The following is a 19,473-nucleotide window of genomic DNA, read 5'->3' as shown; positions in this document are numbered from 1 at the left end:
TGGATTCAAAACGCAATTGCACGCAGTGGCAAATGATGCGCCCTTGCGGGCGCCGTTTGCCCGCTCGTGCCATCTCGCTCACAGCACGCGCAAGCCCAGTTCCATCACCAGCACGGCGGCCTGCTGATGCGAAATCGTTGCGCCGCGAAACAAACCCGCATCCACGAGACGCACGCCGCTCAGGTCGGCAAGACGCAGGTCCGCGCCATCGAAACGGGCGCCCTTCAGATTGGCGTCCTTGAGGCTGCCGCCTTCGAATACCGCCTCGCGGAAGTCGGCGCCGGCCAGATCGGCATCGGAGAAGTCGAGCGCCTGCAGCGTGGCCTTGCGAAACGACAGACCGCGCAGATGCGCGCCAATCAGCAATGTTTCGACAAACGTCAGGCCCAGGGTGCTGCAATCCTCGAAGTGTGCGCCCGTCAGCTTGCACCCCTGGTAGGTCACCGAAGCAAGTTTGGCGCGGCGCCAGCTTGTGTTGTTGAGATCGCTCGACTGAAAGGCGGCATCGACCAGATCCGCCGACGCGAAATCGGCCTGGCGCGCGCGACACCGCAGCCAGCGTGTGTGCGTCAGGTTGGCGCCAAAGAACGACGTCTCGACGATATTGCAGCGCTGGAATTCGGCGCCGCGCAAATCGAGCCGCGAAAGATCCGCGCCCTCGAAGTCGCAGTCCTCGAAACGCAGCGCTTGCCTGGGGGCGCCGAGCAACTGCTGCACGTCTTCCCGTGCGAGCGCGGCGTCGGCGACGACCTGGACGCCGGGAGCCGGCGTCGTAGAATTGAGCGACATGAAATATTCCTGTGTTGCGCCGGAGCGCGCCGCCGTGGCGGGCCAACTGCGATGGTTTATAGTAACGCCCGCCCTTTCGCAATCCCAGCTAGCCGATGACCTCGAACGACGCCGCCCATAGTCCGCTTTATCTCTCGCTGCTCGCGGAAACCGCGAAAATCGGTTGGCCGGAACTCGAGCGTTTCTTCGCCCGCGGCGTCCTGCTGCACGTCGCACGCGACCTCGATCTGGTCAGCGTCGCAGAAGCCATCGCCAGCGACGATACCGCGCAGGTCACGCAATGGTTGTCGGCAGGCCTCGTCGAGCGCATTCAGGCCGAGACCGCCGCCGATTTCGCCGCGCGCGACCCGGACCTGTGGGCAGTGGTCGTATCGCCGTGGGTATGCGTGCAGGAACGCGGTTGAGCCACGCCCCGGTCGCGCCATGCATTCCGGTTACTGCTTGAAACAAGCGCATACATATCACGCGGCATGTGCACCCTAGAATGGCTGCAGCCCGCGCTCTCCGCGCGAACAGTCTGCGCGGGTCAGAAGTGCCGGCGTGCCCGCGCCGGCGCTTCGCCTTTGCGTTCAGGCGCGCAGATGGACGGCAGCGCAACCGCCTCGCCGCCACACCACACATGATTGCGGCCGCCTGCTGACGGCTTATTGCGGAGCAGCCTGTGACGGCGCCGCCTGCGATGCATCAGGCGTGTCGAGCATCGAGGGCGGCCGGTCGTCGGTCGGCACGCCGTGATAGTCGGGTGGATCTTTAGGGGGCGGACCGTGATGGCCCGCAGCGGGATCGTTCGAGCAGCCGGCAAGGGCCGCCACAGCAAATGCAATCAGAAAAGCGCGATTCATAGACTCTCTAAAGTGAAGACAACAACCTGGGCGCGCCGAGAGTCTACCTGCAAAGACTTGCCATGCGCTGCCGCGCGAGCAGCCGCACATTTCCCCACAGCGCGCAGGTGCCGGTTTTTCGCCGCCTGACCTACTATGTACGCATGGCTGCAATCATCGAAGGAGGCTGCCATGGACGCTGAATCGATTGCGGGTTTCATCGGGCTCGGGGTCGGCCTGCTGGTCCTGATAGGACTGTCGATTTTCGAATCGCGGACTTACCGGCGCGAGCACGGCGGCGAAGGAATGATGCACCACTGGCTATCCGAGCATCACGTCCTCGACTGGACCCGGCGCAAACACTAATTCGCACGGCCGTCGCGGCTGCCTATTGAGCGGGCCGCGCGACGTGCGCTCCGGGCTTGCCGGCATGCATCACGCCGCGTGGCGCCACAGCCATGCGGCGTGGAGGAGCGTGACTGTCCGCACGAGGCCGCATCCCCTAAACGCCAGCCTTCGCCAGCACCACAATCGACACGCCCAGCGCCTCGTGCTGCGCGTCCTCGTTGCGATAAGAATGGGGCACATGGCCGGGAAACGCGAGCACGTCGCCCGTTTCCAGGCCGTGCCGTTCGCCGGCTACAAAAATCGCCACGCGCCCTTCCATGCAGGTGAAATACTCGCGCGTACCGGGCAGATGCGGCGTGCCGCGCATATACGCGCCGGGCGCGAACGCCATGGTCTCCAGAATGCCGTCAGGCATCGGCTCGGGGACCAGAGGCCGGATCGTCAAACCATTGCCGCGGTTCTGCGCGGAGATGTCGTCGACCGCCCATTTGCGGACCTTGGCGCGCGGCGACGCCAGTAATTCATCGAGCGGCGCGCCCAGCGCGCCCGCTACTTTCATCAACACCGCCAGCGAGGGATTGCCCTCGCCCGACTCCAGATTGGCTACCGTCGAGCGCGGCACGCCCGACGCCTTCGCCAGCCCCTCCTGCGTCAGCGCGCGTGCATGCCGCAATGCCACCAGATTGCGTGCCAGGTGCTGGGCCGCGTGCGCCGCGTCGGGCGTGCTGTCGCGCGTGGATGGGTAAGCGGTCTCGTCCATCGTATCGACTTTCTGACAAGGGGTTGGACATCGCACTCGGCCGTGCGGCGTGGGGTTCCTATTATCGGGCCATCGAGACGACGCTGGTAATGCGATCGCCTCTCCTCAATCACCCGGCATAGGACCGGGGCAAGCATCGAAGCACGAGCCCCGGTCGATACAGGAGAACCCACATGACCCGAAACAATAAAAACCTGCATGGCGTGCGCGTCGCTCTCACCGGCGGCACGTCGGGACTCGGCCTTGCCTTGCTGGACGAACTGCTGGCGCGCGGCGCGCACGTCGCGTTCGTCGCACGCCATGAACGACGCGTGGCTGAGGTAGCCGCGGCGCGCGTCAACGCAGCCGGCATTGTCGGCGATGTGTCGGACAAGAACGACATCTATCCGCTCGCGATGCAGATCAGCGGCCTGCTCGGCGGCCTCGACGTGCTGGTGAACAATGCGTCGGCGCTGGGACCGGTGCCGCTCGCGCTACTCGCCGACACCGAATGCGAAGACTTCGAATCCGCGCTCGCCACCAACCTGCTCGCGCCGTTCCGGCTGACGCGGGCATTGCTCGGTTCGCTCACCGCGGCCGCCCGCGAGCGCGGCGGTGCGGTGGTGCTGAACGTGTCCAGCGATGCCGCCGTCGAACCGTATCCGAGCTGGGGTGCGTACGGCGTCAGCAAGGCCGGTTTGCGACATCTGAGCCGTGTCTGGGACAAGGAACTCGCCACTCAGAACGTGCGTGTGCTGTCGCTCGATCCGGGCGATATGGATACGCCGCTGCATGCGCTCGCCGCGCCTGCGGACGACCCCGCCAGCCTGAAGCGTCCCGCCGACGCGGCCCGTGAATTTGCCGATGCGATCGAAGCGGCCTTGCACGCGCTGCGCAACCCGTCCCATGAAGGAGCACAAGCATGACGATGCGCGCTGCCACCTTGCCGGTTCAACGGCCCCACGATGCCCGCCTGCTCGTAATCGACTCGCATGGGCATATCGAGCACCGTCCACGCACGGCCTTTCCACAATTGCTGCGCAACGGGGACTGCGTCATCGCCAACGATGCGGCAACCATGCCGGCGAGCCTGCATGGCATCCATCGGCCCAGCCGCGCCGCGATCGAAGTCCGGCTCGCGGGCCGGGCGTCGCTCGATGCCGCGGACGTCAGGCGCTTCACTGCCGTCGTGTTCGGTGCGGGCGATTTCCACACGCCAACCGAGGCGCGCACCGCCCCGCCTGTATTGCAGCCCGGCGACCGTCTGGGGTTCGGCAAGCTCGGTGCGACCATCGTGCGCACACTCGATCATCCGCGCCTTGTCGAACTGCAATTCGAAGCGGACGCGGCCCGCATCTGGCGCGCGCTGGCGGAACAGGGCCGGCCGGTTCAGTACGCGCATCTTCGCGATGCGCTCGACCTGTGGGACGTGTGGACGCCGATCGCCGCGCAGCCGGTGGCGTTCGAAGCGCCATCGGCCGGATTCGTGCTCGACTGGCGCACCGTCGCACAAGTGCAGGCGCGCGGCGTCGGCTTTGCCACGCTGACGCATGCCGCGGGGTTGTCGTCGACGGGCGACCCGGCGCTCGATGCACGCCTGCCGCTCGACGAGCCATACCGTATTCCGGCCGCCACCGCGGCGCTTATCGCCGCCACGCATGCGCGGCGAGGACGGGTGGTGGCAATCGGCACGACGGTCGTGCGCGCGCTGGAACATGCGGCGAGCGGCGATGGCATCGTGCGGGCAGGCGATGGCATCGCCAATCAGCGCATCGGGCCGCAGACGAAGCTGCGGGTTGCCGACGTGATCGTCTCCGGCACCCACGAACCGGACACGAGCCACTACGCGCTATTGCGCGCCTTCACCGATACGCTGACCTTGCTGGGGGCCACCGGGGAACTCGAGGCACATGGCTATCGCACGCATGAGTTCGGCGATTCGGTATGGATCGAGCGACGCGCCTGTGTGCTGCGCGGCATGCGTGAGCAGCCGGTGGATCCACGGGAGCGGGAGCGTTGCGTCACGTGTTGACCATGCACGCGATGCGCGCAGACATCTGCGTGCATCGCGAAGCAGGCGTTAACTATTTCCGCATCTGCGGATTGACGCGTATAGGTCAGACCAGATAGAATCTCTGATTCGTCGGAGCGTAGCGCAGCCTGGTAGCGCATCTGATTTGGGATCAGAGGGTCGAAGGTTCGAATCCTTTCGCTCCGACCAATAGAATCAAAGGGTTACACGCTTTCGCGTGTAACCCTTTTTCTTTTCTGCCATTGAAGGATCGATCCGTGCGCAAATTCGTATCGCTCATTCTGCTCGCGGCCAGCGCCGTAGCATTCGCACCCGTTACCGCCGAAGCGCATCCGCGCGTGGTCTGCAAACGGGAGTGGTACCGAGGCCACCTCGTGCGCCGTTGCCGCCAGGTGCCGCCGCCGCATCATCACCGCCACCATCACCGGCCGCCCCGGCATCGCAAGCCGAACTACGTCTGACCCACGGGTCGACGCTCGGCCCGCCTGCGCACTGTGCATGCGGAGCACTCGCGCTCCGCATCAGTGCCTAGGTCTGCTCAGATCGTACTGCCGGCGGCGCTGCATCTCACAGATCACGCGCTTGCGCATCATCTCGCGCCGGTAATGCCCGACCGCGAAAATCAACGCGAACAATAAAACCGAAAACCCAATCGCGGTGGCCAAGACAGTTTCGTCCATGGCGGCCTCCTCTCAGATGCTGCGCTCATCCGCAGCGATGTTCGCCTCACCACGCGCAATTCAAGGTCGGCGTAGCGCCTCCTGACCCCAGCGGGTCATGAGGCGCTGTACATGCTCACCGCCGCGCCTATCAGCGCTGACTTGCCTGCGACGTGCCGTTGCTGCCTGCGCCATAGCCGCTTGTATCGCCCTTTGCGGCGGCGACACGAGCTTCGGCAGCCTGAATGTTTTGCGGGTAATGCATCCAGTCGCTCGGGTTGTAACCGGCCTTCTCGACCTGAACCAGATCGGCCCGCACCTGCGCACGGGTCAGCCCTTGATCCGCCTCAGCAAATGCGGCCAGCGGCGCAGTAATCAGAGCGGCAATGACAACGGCTTCGATCAACGACTTCATCACAACAACCTCCAGAAATTGTTTTGTCCGGCGCCACAACCAACTGGGTGTGCGGCCGATGATGAGAGTCTATGGCCGCGAGAACCTAGGGTAAATACCTAGAAAATGAATACACTGTTGTCAAAAACATCACAATTACGAAATCGCGCCTGACCATTGTTAACAGTTTGCTTTCCACAGTCGCTCTAGCATGTAAACGTCAGATTAATAAGGCCTCGTCGGCAACCGGCCAAGGCCAGGACCGACCGGGGAAAGAAGGCTTCAGATGTTAGAAAACCGTTCAAAGACCACTGGCAAAATCGGGGGCGCGCACATGCTTATGTTTCTTGACCAGGACATCGCACACATCGCCTGCGTCATGCCGGCCGCCCTCGCCGAGGGTCGCGGCGGGCCAATGCTGTCGTCCGATTACTGGCGCCGGCGGCTCCACAAGCTCCTCGACGGCAGCCATCTGACGCGCGCACAACTGTGTGCGCTCGACCGTCTGCTGCTTCAGCTCGATGCTTTCGATGCACGCCACCACCGCGCCCACGCAGCCAATCAATCGCCGGTCACGCTCGATATTTCCACGACTCGAACGCTAGGCCGGCAAGCCTCCTGACGGCCGCACACCGTTGCGCACGGTTGCCCTTTAGCCTCCCGGCAGCCGGCCCGGCACATCTTCAAATGAATTGTTGGCTTGCCAACGTTGCTTCGCAAAACGTCTAACTAAGATGACTGCTGGCAAAATTCCGACGAGTCACACCATGCGCTATCCGTTCGATATCGCCGTTGTCTATGCCTTGCTCCTGCTAGTGATGTGCTGTCTCGTGAACCTGACGCTGTCCTGATCCGCCTATGCTCCGAACCCGCTTCGCAACGCCCGAAGCGGGTTCGTGACACCCTCCCGTCGCTGCCGCTCACACTCGGCTTCCTTCGTTGCCTCGGGAATCCGCCTCTTTCTTGCCGCTCGTGACGCATCGCCTTGCTGTCATGCGCACACCCGTGCGACAGTGGTACAACACTGCGGCGCTTCCGTTCGCGCAGTTCACGAAGCGCCCCTGTCTCGCACGGACCTGGCCAGGCACTTTGCATGGGTCCGGAGTCAGGCGCTGAAGCGCTCACCCAGATCGACCAAGGAGACATCCATGAATCTGATCCTCTGGCGCCATGCCGAAGCCGAGGATATCGCTGCGAGCGATCTCGCCCGCCAGTTGACCGTCCGCGGCCGCAAGCAGGCGCAAGCTGTGGCGAAATGGCTACGCGCCCGCCTCGACGAAGACGCGATGATCCTCGCGAGTCCGGCGGTGCGCACCATCCAGACCGTCGAAAGCCTCACTGATCAATACCGCGTGGTGCGCGAGCTCGCTCCCGGTGCGAGCGCCGCCGACGTACTGAGCGCAGCCGGCTGGCCGGACGGCATCGCGCCGACGGTCGTGATCGTCGGCCACCAGCCCACCCTAGGCCATGTCGCGGCGCAGTTGCTCGCCAACAGCGAATCGAGCTGGCCCCTCAAGAAAGCCGGCCTATGGTGGCTCGCCAACCGCGAACGCGACGGCGACGAGCAGGTGGTCCTGCGCGCCGCTATCGGCCCCGATCTGCTGTAAACCAGCCGCGTGCCAAAACGATTTAGCTTACGGACCGTCATCTAAAGGTCACGGCATTGCCATGCGAACGTCATCGGGCGTTACTACATTGGCGAAAAAGCAAAATCCTCCTTTTTCGACCTGGAACGCCACATGCAAGATTTGCCGACGTCCTCCCTGCCACTTGCCGAAGAGACCGTCACCGCGCAACACAGGCTGCAGGTGGCCTGGGCGCGCACCGACGAGGAACTACGCGAAGCACAGCGTCTGCGTTACCGCGTCTTCGCCGAGGAAATGGGCGCACGTCTGACCGGTCCGGCTGGCCTTGACGTCGATGCTTTCGACCACTACTGCGACCATCTGCTGGTGCGCGATCTGGATACGCTCAAAGTGGTCGGCACCTATCGTGCGCTGCCGCCGCACCAGGCAGCGCGTATCGGCCGCCTGTACGCCGAGAGCGAGTTCGACGTTTCGCGTCTCACCCACCTGCGCTCGAAGATGGTCGAAGTGGGCCGCTCGTGCGTGCACCCGGATTACCGCAGCGGTGCTGTGATCATGTCGCTGTGGGGCGGCCTCGGCTCGTACATGTTGCATAACGGCTACGAAACGATGCTCGGCTGCGCGAGCGTGGCGATGGCCGACGGCGGCCACTACGCGGCCAACCTCTACTGCGCGCTGCGCGACAACGCGATGACGGCGCAGGAATACCGCGCGTTCCCGCACACGCCGCTGCCGGTCGACGAACTGCAAACCGGCGCGAAGGTCGCGCCGCCGCCGCTCGTCAAAGGCTATCTGCGGCTCGGCGCAAAAATCTGCGGCGCACCGGCCTGGGATCCCGACTTCAATACGGCAGACTTTCTGACGCTGCTGCGCCTGTCGGAAATCAACGCGCGCTATGCACGCCACTTCCTTGGCGATGCGCTGCCGGGTTAATCTGCACGCTCGGCGCAGCCATGCGCCGGCACCGTAAACAACAACAGCCCGGCAAGGATCGCTTGCCGGGCTGTTGTTGTTCAGACGTCAAATACTGCCATATGCGCGCGCCAGCAACGCTATTGCGCCGCGCATCGCTTCCCGCAGATCGTCAGTCGTCCGTATAAACGACCCGATACGGGATACCGACCTTTTCCCACTCCGCCGCTTCCTGAATCAGGCTGTAATCGCTGAGCGGGTTATTCGCCACCCACTCCTTCGGCAGGCGCACTTCGTAGCCGTTGTTGACGCGGCTCACGACGATGCCCGGCAAGCCCACATCGGCACGGCGCCTGCACAGCAGCGCGGCGAGGCGCAGGCAGAACAGCAGCGGCCATTCCACCTCACGTGTCTGCGAGAGCTTGCCCAGCTTGCCGGCATGTCCCAGCACCAGCGCGGCAAGGCGCGCCTGGTCGGTGCGCGAAAAACCAGGCATGTCCGCGTTGCTGGCGATATATGCCGAGTGCTTGTGGTACGCGCTGTGCGAGATCGACAGGCCGATCTCATGCAGCGAAGCCGCCCAACTCAGGAACATGCGGTTCTCGCTGCGGCGCTCGGCATCCGGCTCTTCAAACTGGTCGTAAAAGCTCACCGCCAGCTCGCCGATGCGCCCTGCCTGAGCGCGGTCCACGCCATAGCGGCGCATGAACCCCTCCACCGTGACCGTGCGCATGTCTTCGTGCTGTGAACGCCCCAGCAGGTCGTACAACACGCCCAGACGCAAAGCGCCGTCGGTGGTGTCCACATAGTCGACGCCCAGTTCATCGAACACCGCCAGCATGATCGACAGACCGCCCGCCAGCACCGGAATCCGGTCGGCCTTCAGCGCCACCAGTTTCAGGCGGTTGACGTTCTCTGCCTTGATCAGTGCGCGCTTGAGGCGCTCGAGGCCGCCGCGCGAGATGCCGTGCGTGACGCCCGGATCGTTGAAACCATTCGCTTCGACCAGCTCCGCGAGCGCGCGGGCCGTGCCCGACGAGCCGATCGCCTGTTCCCAGCCAGTCTTCTTGTACTCGTTGGAAATGATCTGGATTTCGCGGCCGGCCGCGAGTTCGGCCTGGCGCATCGTGTATTCGTCGACATTGCCGGCCGGGAAAAAGGCCCGGCTATGGCTCACGCAGCCGATATACAGGCTTTCCATCTTGATCGGCGTGTAATGCGAGCCGATGATGAATTCAGTCGAGCCGCCGCCGATATCCACCACCAGCCGCTTGCCGGGACTGGCGGGCACCGAGTGTGCGGCACCTGCATAGATCAGACGCGCTTCTTCGCGCCCGGCAATCACTTCGATCGGAAAACCCAGTGCTGCCTGCGCCTCGCCGAGAAACTCGCCGGCGTTCTTCGCGATACGCAGCGTGTTGGTGGCGACAGCGCGCACGTGATCGGGATGAAAGTCACGCAGCCGTTCGCCGAAGCGTTTGAGCGCATCCCAGCCGCGCACCTGCGAAGCGCGGTCGAGCATCTTGTCGCTCGACAGGCCGGCCGCGAGCCGCACAGGCTCGCGCAATGCATCGACCTGGTAGATCTGGCTGCCGGCATCGGTTTCCTCGACCCGGCCGACGATCAGCCGGAAGCTGTTCGAGCCTAGATCGACCGCAGCGAGAAGTTGTGGCGTGTGGACCATCGATTGTGCGGACTCCATGCGCGCAAGCACGGCCTGCTTGTTTCTGGCCGCGCTGTTCAAAGTCGACATTTTAAGCGTACCGGACTTCACGATGTAACCTTCACGCGTAATTGCATGCGATATGGTCCCATTTGACTGCGTCATATTTACGACACAGCACGAAGACGGCGTAAAATTGATGACAACTCCAATGTCATAAGAGCTTCATCATACTGTGAGAATTTCCGAGCGTCTTTCGCCGTCCCTCCCTGACCTTACATTCTCGCCATCGATGTCCACCCGCTACCCTCTGCTGAATCGCGAACTGGGCATCCTGGGTTTTAACGAGCGCGTTCTGGCGCAAGCCGCCGATCCCGCCGTGCCCTTGCTCGAGCGCCTGCGCTTTATCTGCATCACCAGCAGCAATCTCGACGAGTTCTTCGAAGTCCGTATGGCCGGGCTGCAGGAGCAGATGCGCGACAATCCGGGCGCCCTGTCGCCCGACGGCATGTCGCTGCAACACGTCTACGATCTCGTGGTTGAGCGCGCGCAGAAACTCGTGCATCGCCAATACCGCATGCTGCACGACACCGTGCTTTCCGCACTTGAACAGGAAGGCATTTATTTTCACGGTACTGAAGCGTGGAATGAAGCGCAGACCGAATGGGCGCGCAATTACTTCTTCGATGAATTACTGCCGGTTCTAACGCCGATTGGACTCGATCCCGCGCATCCATTCCCGCGCGTGCTCAATAAAAGTCTGAACTTTGTGGTCGAACTGGAAGGCAAGGATGCATTCGGCCGCCAGGCACTGATGGGCATCGTGCAGGCGCCACGCGCGCTGCCGCGGCTCGTGCGCATGCCGCAGGAGCTGTCGGGCTATCCGCATGGCTTTGTGCTGCTCAGCTCGCTGCTGCAGCGCTTCGTGGGCGAGCTGTTCCCCAATCTGGTGGTGCGCAGTTGCAACCAGTTCCGCATTACGCGCAACAGTGAGCTGTTCGTCGACGAAGACGAAATCACCAACCTGCGCGTCGCGCTGCAAGGCGAACTGCCGGCGCGCCACCTGGGCAACGCAGTGCGTCTCGAAGTGTCGGCGGAAACGCCGGCGCATCTGGTGCGGCGCCTGCTCGACGAAAGCGGCCTGTCGGAAAAGGACTGCTACTTCGTCGACGGCCCGGTGAACCTGGTCCGGCTGATGCAATTGCCGGAGATGGTCGACCGGCCGGATCTGAAATTCGTTCCGCATATTCCGTCGATCCCGCCGCAGATCGCCAACAGCGCGAGCCTGTTCGACGTAATCGACAATGGCGACGTGCTGCTGCACCACCCGTATGAGAGCTTCCAGCCGGTGCTCGAACTGCTGCTGCAGGCCGCCAAAGACCCGAACGTGATGGCGATCAAGCAGACCATCTATCGCACGGGCACGGATTCGCCGCTGATGGACGCGTTGATGCAGGCCGCGCGCAACGGCAAGGAAGTCACGGTGGTGGTGGAGCTGCTGGCGCGCTTCGACGAAGAAACCAATATCAACTGGGCGGCCCAGCTCGAGGCGGTGGGCGCGCACGTCGTCTACGGCGTGGTGGGCCACAAATGCCACGCGAAGATGATGCTGATCGTGCGGCGCGTGTCGCACAACGGCAAGATGACGCTCAAGCGCTATGCCCACCTGGGCACCGGCAACTACCATCCGCGCACGGCACGTCTTTATACCGACTTCGGCCTGATGACGGCCGACCAGAAGATCTGCGAGGACGTACACCACGTGTTCCAGCAGCTCACCGGCATTGGCGGTGAGCTCACGCTGCATGAGCTGTGGCAATCGCCTTTCACGCTGCATCCGAAGCTCGTCGAGGCGATCCGCGCCGAGGCCGACCACGCCCGTGCCGGCAAGAAGGCCCGCATCGTCGCCAAGATGAACGCGCTGCTCGAGCCGACCGTGATTGCCGAGCTATACGAAGCGTCGAAGGCCGGCGTGAAAATCGACCTGATCGTGCGTGGCGTGTGCTCGTTGCAGCCCGGCGTGCCGGGGCTGTCGGAAAACATCACGGTACGTTCGATTGTCGGGCGCTTCCTTGAGCACCACCGGATCTTCTACTTCTACGACGGCGGCAAGGAACAGGTGTACCTGTCGAGCGCCGACTGGATGGACCGCAATTTCTTCCGCCGTGTCGAAGTGGCGTTTCCGATCAACAACCGGCGCCTGAAGCGCCGCGTGATCGCCGAAGGCCTGTCGGCTTTCCTCGGCGACAACCAGTCGGCGTGGCTCATGCAAAGCGACGGGCACTATCGCCGGCGCCGCCCCGGCAAGTCCTCGCGCAATGCGCAGATGAGCCTGCTGGGGAAATTCTGCTCCTGAGCGCGTGCCGTCAGCACTTCAGCACAGCGCAACGCAGCCGCGCAAACACCGCGGCTAACTGCACCGGCTGTAAAAAAACCGCCTGAAAGGGCGGTTTTTTATTGGGTCACGAGGAAGATCCAGCCATCAAAATCAAGCCGGTGCAGGGTGCAGCCGCGCCGTGCGGAATACCGGAAAGCGCACGGTGAACGTACTGCCGCGCCCTTCTTCGCTCTTCACTTCCAGTTGAGCGTCGTGCCGTTGCAGCACGTGCTTGACGATCGCCAGGCCGAGGCCGGTGCCGCCGGTGTCGCGCGAGCGGCTGCGGTCGACCCGGTAGAACCGTTCGGTGAGCCTGGGAATATCTGCTGCGGGAATACCCAGGCCGCTATCGGCCACGGAGAAAGTCGCGCAACCGCTGTTCGCCTGCCACGTCACATGAATCTTGCCGCCGTCCGGCGTATAGCGGATCGCATTGGTCACGAGGTTGCCGAGCGCGCTCAGAATCTCCGTTTCGACGCCGGTGACGGTCAGGCCCTCGTCGGCATCGAAGGTGATCTGATGATGATCGCTCGAGAGGTTTTCCGCGTCGTCGCGCAGATGCCGCAGCACCGCGCGCATATCGATCATGTGGTCGCTCGGCGGCTTGTTGTCGCCTTCGAGCTTGGCAAGCACCAGCAGGTCATTGACGATATGCCGCATGCGCGCCGCCTGCTGCTCCATCAGTTCGAGGTAGCGCGCGCGTTCGGCTTCGCCCAGCGGCAGCTCGCGCATCGTCTCCAGGAAACCCGACAGCACGGTAAGCGGCGTCTTCAGTTCATGTGAGACATTGGCCACGAAGTCGCGCCGCATCGCATCGGTGCGTTCGAGCTCGGTGATGTCCTGCGACAGCACCAGCTTGCGGTTCTCGCCATACGGGAACACCTGCACCGACAGCACGTTCTGGCGCTTCTCGCCCATCCCGCGCATGATCAGCATCTCTTCGTAATGATGCGAATTCAGGTAGCGGACGAAGTCGGGCTGGCGCACGAGATGGGTGATGTGCTGACGCAGATCGCGCTTTGCGTCGAGGCCGAAATGCAGCTCGGAGATGGCGTTGCACCACTCGATCTGGTCGTGATCGTCGAGCATCGCCACGCCGTTCGGCGAAGCCTGGATGGCCTGGATGAAGCGCGAGTGCTGCTGCTCGACCTGGCGCACCTGGGCATGCCAGCGCTTCGCGAGCTTGTGCAAGCGGTAATAGATTTCGCCCCAGATACCCGGTGCACTCGGCACCTCGCCGTACACCGGCGCATCGAGCAGACGCCACAGACGCTGTTTATGGAAAGTGCTGAAAACGCTCTGCGCGAGCAGCACCACGATCGCGAAGATCAGTGCTGTCTTGACATTGACGAACACGCCAAGCAACGCGCACAGAACAGCAAGCAGCACGACCGACACAATGGAACGCGCCCAGATGATGTTCATGTTCTAGCGATCGAAGAGAGATCCATGCGCCGCGACCGGTCTCGCAGCGCTGTGATTCATGCTGTTATTGACGCGGCGATACGCCCGGCCCGGCGCATCGTGCGAATCCTGCGGCAGTTATCAAGCTTGTTAAGCGCTTTTCGCGAGCCGGTAACCGCTGCCCCGGACCGTTTCAATCATAGCATCGCACCCGGCCGGCTTCAGCGCGGCGCGCAGGCGCTTGATATGCACGTCCACCGTGCGCTCTTCGACGAACACGTGGTCGCCCCACACCTGATCGAGCAGTTGCGTACGGCTATGCACGCGCTCCGGATGGGTCATGAAGAAATGCAGCAGACGGAACTCGGTCGGACCGAGATCGAGCTTGATCTCGCTGCCTTCCGCGTGCGCCGCGACGCGATGCGTGGCCGGATCGAGCTTGAGCCCGTTGATCGCGACCACGTCCTCGGTCAACTGCGGCGCGCGGCGGCGCAACACCGCCTTGATGCGCGCCATCAGTTCCTTCGGCGAGAACGGCTTGGTGACGTAGTCGTCCGCGCCGATCTCGAGGCCCAGCACCTTGTCCTGTTCATCGCCACGTGCGGTCAGCATGATGATCGGAATGTGCTTGGTCCGTTCGTTGTTGCGCAGATCGCGCGCGAACGCGATGCCCGATTTACCTGGCAGCATCCAGTCGAGCAGGACGAGGTCGGGCAGTACGTCGCTGATCAGGTTCTGCGCCTGTTCCGCGTTATAGGCGCGGATCGGGCAATGGCCCGCGTGCTGAAGATTGACCGAAATCAGTTCGGAAATAGCGGGCTCATCTTCGATGACGAGAATGCTGCTAGGCATCGGCACCTCTTGACCTTTATGCAGGGGTTAACTAAGCGCTTCGCGTTCGAGCGCGTCGCGCGACTTGTGCCGCACGTCGGTGCCCTTGACGATGTAGATGATGAATTCCGCAATGTTCTTCGCGTGGTCGCCGATCCGCTCGATCGCCTTGGCGATGAACAGGAAATCGAGGCCCACCGAAATCGAACGCGGATCTTCGGTCATGTACGAAATCAGCTTGCGCACGAAGGCACGGAATTCCTCGTCGATCGCCTTGTCGTCACGCACGATCTGCGCGGCGGCCACCGTGTCCAGACGCGCAAACGCGTCGAGTGCGCGGCGCAGGATCGACACGGCCATCTCGCCCGACAGCTTGATCTCGGCGATATTGATCTGGCGCGAAGCACCGTCTTCCATCAGGCGCTTGGTGCGCTTGGCAATCTTCTCCGCTTCGTCGCCGGCGCGCTCGAGATTGGTGATGGTCTTCGAAATCGCGATCAGGAGGCGCAGGTCGCGTGCGGCCGGCTGGCGGCGCGCGATGATGTTGCTGCACTCTTCGTCGATCTCGACTTCCATCTGGTTCAGGCGATCTTCGGCAGCGATCACCTGCTCGCACATGTCGAGGTCGAAATTGTTAAGCGCGATCATCGCATTGACGATCTGCGACTCGACGAGTCCGCCCATTTCGAGAACCTTCGAGGAAGCGAGGTTCAGATCGGCGTCGAACTGACTGGAGAGGTGTTTGTCGGACATGTCGTGCTCCCTGTTGGTGCAGCTCGGGGTTAGCCGAAGCGGCCGGTAATGTAGTCCTCGGTTTCCTTGCGGACCGGCTTGATGAAGATCTTTTCGGTGTCACCGAACTCGATCAGCTCGCCGAGGTACATGTACGCAGTGTAGTCCGAACAGCGTGCTGCCTGCTGCATGTTGTGGGTGACGATCACCACGGTGTAGTCGCTCTTCAGCTCCGCGATCAGTTCTTCGATACGGCCCGTGGAGATCGGGTCGAGCGCCGAGCACGGCTCGTCGAGCAGCAGCACTTCCGGACGGATCGCAATGCCGCGCGCAATGCACAGACGCTGCTGCTGGCCACCCGAGAGGCCGTAGCCGCTCTGGCCGAGCTTGTCCTTCACTTCGTTCCACAGCGCCGCCTTGGTGAGTGCCCATTCGACCCGGTCGTCCATCTCCGAGCGCGGCAGCGTTTCGAACATCTTCACGCCGAACGCGATGTTGTCGTAGATCGACATCGGGAACGGCGTCGGCTTCTGGAACACCATGCCGATCCGCGCGCGCAGCAGCGAAATATCGCGCTTGGTGGTCAGCAGGTTTTCGCCGTCCATCAGGATTTCGCCTTCGGCGCGCTGCTCCGGATAGAGCGCGTACATCTTGTTGAAGGTGCGCAGCAGCGTGGACTTGCCGCAGCCCGACGGACCGATGAACGCGGTCACCTTGCCTTCGGGAATCTGCAGGTTGATGTTCTTCAGCGCGTGGTACTTGCCGTAGAAGAAGTTCAGATCGTTGACCTGGATTTTCGGCTGCGCCGACGCTTGGGCACTGTCGCCCTGGGCGGGGTCGAAACCGGCGGGCGCGGTAGGACGCGCGGTCGGATTGAGTTGAGTTTCTGCCATGTTCATCGGATTACTCCGCCCTTACTTTTTCGAAAAGATCGTACGCGCGAGGATGTTCAGGCCCAGCACCCCAAGCGTGATCAGGAAGACGCCGGCCCATGCAAGCGATTGCCACTGCGGGAAGGCGCTCATCGCAAACTGATAGATCGTAACCGGCAAGTTTGCGACCGGCTGATTCATGTTCCATGAGAAGAACTGATTCGACATTGCCGTGAACAGCAGCGGCGCGGTTTCACCGGCAATCCGGGCGACGCCGAGCAGCACGCCGGTGATAATGCCGGCAATCGACGCCTTCAAGGTGATCGACAGCACCATCTTCCACTTCGGCGTGCCGAGCGCGAAGGCAGCCTCGCGCAGCGCGTTCGGCACCAGCTTCAGCATGTTTTCGGTCGTGCGGATCACGATTGGAATCTGCAGCAGCGCGAGCGCGAACACACCGGCCCAGCCGCTGAAGTGACCGAGCTTGGCGACCACCAGCGCGTAGACGAACAGGCCCACAACGATCGACGGCGCCGACAGCAGAATGTCGTTGATAAAGCGCGTCACATTGGCCAGCCAGCCCTTCTGGCCGTATTCGGCCAGATAGACGCCGGCGAGAATGCCGATCGGCGTGCCGACGAAGGTAGCCAGCACGATCAGCATCAGGCTGCCGACGATCGCGTTCTGCAGACCGCCGCCATCGGTATTCGGCGGCGGGGTCGACTGCGTGAACAGCTCGATCGACATGCCGCCGATGCCCAGACGCAGCGTCGTATAAAGAATCCAGATCAGCCAGATCAGGCCGAAGGCCATGGCCGCCAGCGAGAGCGTGAGCGCGATGGCGTTGGTGACGCGGCGGCGGCCTTGCAGCTTGACGCGCATCGCCTCCAGCGCGGCGGGATCCGCCGAACCCGGCATATTCATGGTGGGCTGGCTCATTTTGCGCCCTCCCCTTTCTCGAGGCGAAGCAGCATGATCTTCGAGATCGCGAGGACGATAAAGGTAATCACAAACAGGATCAGGCCCAGTTCCATCAGCGCCGACGTGTGCAGGCCCGGCTCCGCTTCCGCGAATTCGTTGGCAAGCGCCGAGGTAATGCTGTTACCCGGCGAGAACAGCGAGACGTTGTCGAGCAGATTGGTGTTGCCGATCACGAAGGTGACCGCCATCGTCTCGCCCAGCGCGCGGCCCAGACCCAGCATCACGCCGCCGATCACGCCGCTCTTGGTGAACGGCAGGACGATCTTCCACATGACTTCCCACGTCGTGCAGCCGATGCCGTACGCCGATTCCTTCAGCAGGACCGGCGTGACTTCGAACACGTCGCGCATCACCGAGGCGATATACGGAATGATCATGATGGCGAGGATCACGCCCGCACACAGAATGCCGATGCCGATGGGCGGGCCCTGAAAGAACATGCCGACGAACGGTATGCTGCCGAGCACGGTGCCCAGCGGCTTTTCGAACCAGGTCGCGAAGATCGGCGCGAACACCAGCAGGCCCCACATGCCGTAGACGATCGACGGGATCGCCGCCAGCAGCTCGATGGCAATACCGAGCGGGCGACGCAGCCATGCGGGCGACAGCTCGGTAAGGAACAGTGCGATGCCGAAACTGACCGGCACGGCGATCACCAGCGCAATGATCGACGTGGCGATCGTGCCGTAGATCGGCACCAGCGCGCCGAACTTCTGGCTGGGTGGATCCCAGTCGGCAGTCCAGAGAAAGCTCAGGCCGAATTGCTTGATCGACGGCAGCGAAGCGACGATCAGCGAAACGATGATGCCGCCGAGCAGCAAGAGGGTGACGATCGCAGAGATGCGCGCGAGACCGCCGAAAATAACGTCGCCGGCGCGACTGGGCGCTTTCTGCTGCGCCGCGCTGCCGGGAGTGGTCGACACGAGAGGGATGTCGGACATGGGAACCTGTGTATCTGTGACCAGATGCTGCATGACACAACGTCACGCAACCAGCACTACAGCCGCCCAGCCTCACATGAGGCTGGGCGGCTTGTTACTACGCGTTGACGCTTACTCGGCGACCGGCTTGCCCGATGCGTCCTTCACCTTCTCTTTCCATTGCGACTTGATTTCCGTCACAACCGATTCCGGCAGCGAGATGTAGTCAAGATCGCTCGCAGCCTGACCGCCGTTCTTGAACGCCCAGTCGAAGAACTTCAGCGTTTCGGCGCCTTGCGCCGGCTTGTCCTGCGCCGTGTGCAGCAGCACGAACGTTGCGCCGACGATCGGCCATGCGTTCTTGCCCGGCTCGTTCGTCAGGATCTGATAGAACGACTTCGACCAGTCAGCGCCCGCTGCCGCTGCCTTGAACGTTTCCGTTTCCGGCTGAACGACTGTGCCCGACGAGTTCTTCAAATCGACGTAGACCATCTTGTTTTGCTTGGCGTACGCCCATTCGACGTAACCGATTGCGCCCGGCAGACGTTGCACGAAGGCTGCCACGCCGTCATTGCCCTTGCCGCCCGTGCCCGTCGGCCAGCTGACCGTTGCGCCTTCACCGACCTTCGACTTCCAGTCTGCGTTGACCTTCGACAGGTAGTTCGTCCAGATGAAGCTGGTGCCCGAACCGTCAGCACGGCGCACCACAGCGATATCCGTATCCGGCAGCTTTGCCTTCGGGTTCAGTGCAGCGATCGCCGGATCGTTCCACTTCTTGATCTTGCCCAGGTAGATGTCGCCGAGCACTTCGCCCGACAGCACCAGTTGGCCCGGCGTCACGCCCGGCAGGTTCACAACCGGCACCACGCCGCCGACCACCGTCGGGAACTGGAACAGGCCGTCCTTGGCCAGCTCGTCGTCCTTCAGCGGAGCGTCCGAACCAGCGAAATCAACCGTCTTGGCGATGATCTGCTTGATACCGCCCGACGAACCGATGCCTTGATAGTTGACCTTACCGCCACCCGACTTCTGGTAAGCGTCAGCCCACTTCGTATAGATGGGTGCTGCAAAGGTGCTGCCCGCGCCGGTAATGTCAGTGGCTTGCGCTGCGATCGCGAAGAGCGCGCTAGCCAGGCCAGCGAACGCGGTTTGCATCAATTTCATGAGACCTCCAGTGGTGTGAGCGGATTACACGACACCGCGAAGAATAGGGTCTCTTTGTGACAGTAACGTGACGAATCGTGAAAAGCACGTGACAGTACGATTACTGTCGTGAAAGTAAGATTCCGCTTATGAAAGGTATTGGAGCAGCGTTTTCGCCATGTCTGTAGAGATTAGGCGAAAAATGCGCAGCGGGAACGTTTGCGCTCAGCTGAAGGGTTTCTGGAAGGAGGATCGGCCGGAACGGAAGCC

General features: G+C 62.6%; 22 protein-coding genes and 1 tRNA gene. 10 read left to right on the top strand and 13 right to left on the bottom strand.

Features of this window, described 5'->3' with window-relative positions:
- Positions 1-78: 78 nt before the first annotated feature.
- A complete protein-coding gene (locus FFS45_RS06825; protein WP_137953941.1) occupies positions 79-789 on the bottom strand; it encodes a pentapeptide repeat-containing protein in 711 nt (236 codons plus the stop codon).
- A gap of 95 nt (positions 790-884) precedes the next feature.
- Here FFS45_RS06825 and FFS45_RS06820 point away from each other — a divergent pair, with 95 nt between their 5' ends.
- Positions 885-1,193 carry a DUF2288 domain-containing protein gene (locus FFS45_RS06820; RefSeq protein ID WP_137953940.1) on the top strand — a complete coding sequence of 103 codons (309 nt, stop codon included), beginning with the start codon at positions 885-887 and terminating at the stop codon, positions 1,191-1,193.
- Positions 1,194-1,433: 240 nt separating this feature from the next.
- On the opposite strand, the gene FFS45_RS06815 is transcribed toward FFS45_RS06820, so the two are convergent.
- Positions 1,434-1,631, bottom strand: coding sequence for a lipoprotein (locus FFS45_RS06815; protein WP_137953939.1), 198 nt, complete (start codon positions 1,629-1,631; stop codon positions 1,434-1,436).
- A 171-nt stretch (positions 1,632-1,802) separates the two neighbouring features.
- Between FFS45_RS06815 and FFS45_RS41615 the strand changes: the two genes are divergently transcribed.
- Positions 1,803-1,976 carry a hypothetical protein gene (locus tag FFS45_RS41615; protein ID WP_171029590.1) on the top strand — a complete coding sequence of 58 codons (174 nt, stop codon included), beginning with the start codon at positions 1,803-1,805 and terminating at the stop codon, positions 1,974-1,976.
- Positions 1,977-2,112: 136 nt separating this feature from the next.
- Here FFS45_RS41615 and FFS45_RS06810 read toward each other — a convergent pair whose 3' ends face one another.
- Complete coding sequence (locus FFS45_RS06810) at positions 2,113-2,718, bottom strand: helix-turn-helix domain-containing protein (RefSeq protein ID WP_137953938.1); 606 nt, start codon at positions 2,716-2,718, stop codon at positions 2,113-2,115.
- Between the two features lie 173 nt (positions 2,719-2,891).
- Between FFS45_RS06810 and FFS45_RS06805 the strand changes: the two genes are divergently transcribed.
- The 4 genes from FFS45_RS06805 to FFS45_RS41610 all read left to right on the top strand — a co-directional run bounded on the left by FFS45_RS06805 (position 2,892) and on the right by FFS45_RS41610 (position 5,190).
- Positions 2,892-3,623, top strand: coding sequence for an SDR family oxidoreductase (locus FFS45_RS06805; protein WP_137953937.1), 732 nt, complete (start codon positions 2,892-2,894; stop codon positions 3,621-3,623).
- Positions 3,620-4,729, top strand: coding sequence for an S-adenosylmethionine:tRNA ribosyltransferase-isomerase (locus FFS45_RS06800; RefSeq protein ID WP_249362688.1), 1,110 nt, complete (start codon positions 3,620-3,622; stop codon positions 4,727-4,729). Before FFS45_RS06805 ends, FFS45_RS06800 begins: the two co-directional genes overlap by 4 nt.
- Positions 4,730-4,841: 112 nt before the next feature.
- Positions 4,842-4,918 (top strand) — tRNA-Pro (locus tag FFS45_RS06795).
- A gap of 68 nt (positions 4,919-4,986) precedes the next feature.
- Positions 4,987-5,190 (top strand): hypothetical protein, encoded by a 204-nt coding sequence (locus FFS45_RS41610; protein ID WP_171029589.1) that lies wholly within the window; start codon positions 4,987-4,989, stop codon positions 5,188-5,190.
- A gap of 60 nt (positions 5,191-5,250) precedes the next feature.
- On the opposite strand, the gene FFS45_RS41605 is transcribed toward FFS45_RS41610, so the two are convergent.
- Positions 5,251-5,409 carry a hypothetical protein gene (locus FFS45_RS41605; protein ID WP_171029588.1) on the bottom strand — a complete coding sequence of 53 codons (159 nt, stop codon included), beginning with the start codon at positions 5,407-5,409 and terminating at the stop codon, positions 5,251-5,253.
- 130 nt (positions 5,410-5,539) lie between these two features.
- Positions 5,540-5,803: a DUF4148 domain-containing protein gene (locus FFS45_RS06785; protein ID WP_137953936.1), complete on the bottom strand. Its 264-nt coding sequence runs from the start codon at positions 5,801-5,803 to the stop codon at positions 5,540-5,542.
- Positions 5,804-6,116: 313 nt separating this feature from the next.
- Between FFS45_RS06785 and FFS45_RS06780 the strand changes: the two genes are divergently transcribed.
- From FFS45_RS06780 to FFS45_RS06770, 3 genes are all read left to right on the top strand, one after another.
- On the top strand, positions 6,117-6,404 hold the full coding sequence (locus FFS45_RS06780; RefSeq protein ID WP_212745705.1) for a hypothetical protein: 288 nt from the start codon (positions 6,117-6,119) through the stop codon (positions 6,402-6,404).
- Positions 6,405-6,930: 526 nt separating this feature from the next.
- Positions 6,931-7,389 (top strand): phosphohistidine phosphatase SixA, encoded by a 459-nt coding sequence (sixA, locus tag FFS45_RS06775; RefSeq protein ID WP_137953935.1) that lies wholly within the window; start codon positions 6,931-6,933, stop codon positions 7,387-7,389.
- A 132-nt stretch (positions 7,390-7,521) separates the two neighbouring features.
- Positions 7,522-8,301 carry a GNAT family N-acyltransferase gene (locus tag FFS45_RS06770; protein ID WP_137953934.1) on the top strand — a complete coding sequence of 260 codons (780 nt, stop codon included), beginning with the start codon at positions 7,522-7,524 and terminating at the stop codon, positions 8,299-8,301.
- Between the two features lie 151 nt (positions 8,302-8,452).
- Here FFS45_RS06770 and ppx read toward each other — a convergent pair whose 3' ends face one another.
- Complete coding sequence (gene ppx / locus FFS45_RS06765) at positions 8,453-10,033, bottom strand: exopolyphosphatase (protein ID WP_249362686.1); 1,581 nt, start codon at positions 10,031-10,033, stop codon at positions 8,453-8,455.
- 202 nt (positions 10,034-10,235) lie between these two features.
- On the opposite strand from ppx, the gene ppk1 reads away from it, so the two are divergent.
- Complete coding sequence (ppk1, locus tag FFS45_RS06760) at positions 10,236-12,299, top strand: polyphosphate kinase 1 (RefSeq protein WP_137953932.1); 2,064 nt, start codon at positions 10,236-10,238, stop codon at positions 12,297-12,299.
- 132 nt (positions 12,300-12,431) lie between these two features.
- On the opposite strand, the gene phoR is transcribed toward ppk1, so the two are convergent.
- From phoR to pstS, 7 genes are all read right to left on the bottom strand, one after another.
- Complete coding sequence (gene phoR, locus FFS45_RS06755; RefSeq protein ID WP_137953931.1) at positions 12,432-13,745, bottom strand: phosphate regulon sensor histidine kinase PhoR; 1,314 nt, start codon at positions 13,743-13,745, stop codon at positions 12,432-12,434.
- A gap of 129 nt (positions 13,746-13,874) precedes the next feature.
- Complete coding sequence (gene phoB, locus FFS45_RS06750; RefSeq protein WP_006051991.1) at positions 13,875-14,576, bottom strand: phosphate regulon transcriptional regulator PhoB; 702 nt, start codon at positions 14,574-14,576, stop codon at positions 13,875-13,877.
- 27 nt (positions 14,577-14,603) lie between these two features.
- Positions 14,604-15,308 (bottom strand): phosphate signaling complex protein PhoU, encoded by a 705-nt coding sequence (gene phoU / locus FFS45_RS06745; RefSeq protein WP_090684287.1) that lies wholly within the window; start codon positions 15,306-15,308, stop codon positions 14,604-14,606.
- 29 nt (positions 15,309-15,337) lie between these two features.
- Complete coding sequence (gene pstB / locus FFS45_RS06740) at positions 15,338-16,186, bottom strand: phosphate ABC transporter ATP-binding protein PstB (protein WP_137953930.1); 849 nt, start codon at positions 16,184-16,186, stop codon at positions 15,338-15,340.
- A 15-nt stretch (positions 16,187-16,201) separates the two neighbouring features.
- Complete coding sequence (pstA, locus tag FFS45_RS06735; protein ID WP_137953929.1) at positions 16,202-17,098, bottom strand: phosphate ABC transporter permease PstA; 897 nt, start codon at positions 17,096-17,098, stop codon at positions 16,202-16,204.
- On the bottom strand, positions 17,095-18,081 hold the full coding sequence (gene pstC / locus FFS45_RS06730; RefSeq protein WP_137953928.1) for a phosphate ABC transporter permease PstC: 987 nt from the start codon (positions 18,079-18,081) through the stop codon (positions 17,095-17,097). Before pstC ends, pstA begins: the two co-directional genes overlap by 4 nt.
- 111 nt (positions 18,082-18,192) lie before the next feature.
- Positions 18,193-19,224 carry a phosphate ABC transporter substrate-binding protein PstS gene (pstS, locus tag FFS45_RS06725; protein ID WP_137953927.1) on the bottom strand — a complete coding sequence of 344 codons (1,032 nt, stop codon included), beginning with the start codon at positions 19,222-19,224 and terminating at the stop codon, positions 18,193-18,195.
- Positions 19,225-19,473: the final 249 nt, after the last annotated feature.

Source organism: Burkholderia sp. 4M9327F10, assembly GCF_005503145.1.
Classification (GTDB): Bacteria; Pseudomonadota; Gammaproteobacteria; order Burkholderiales; family Burkholderiaceae; genus Paraburkholderia.
Note: the sequence above shows the minus strand (reverse complement) of the source record. Positions and strands in the feature narration are given on the sequence as shown.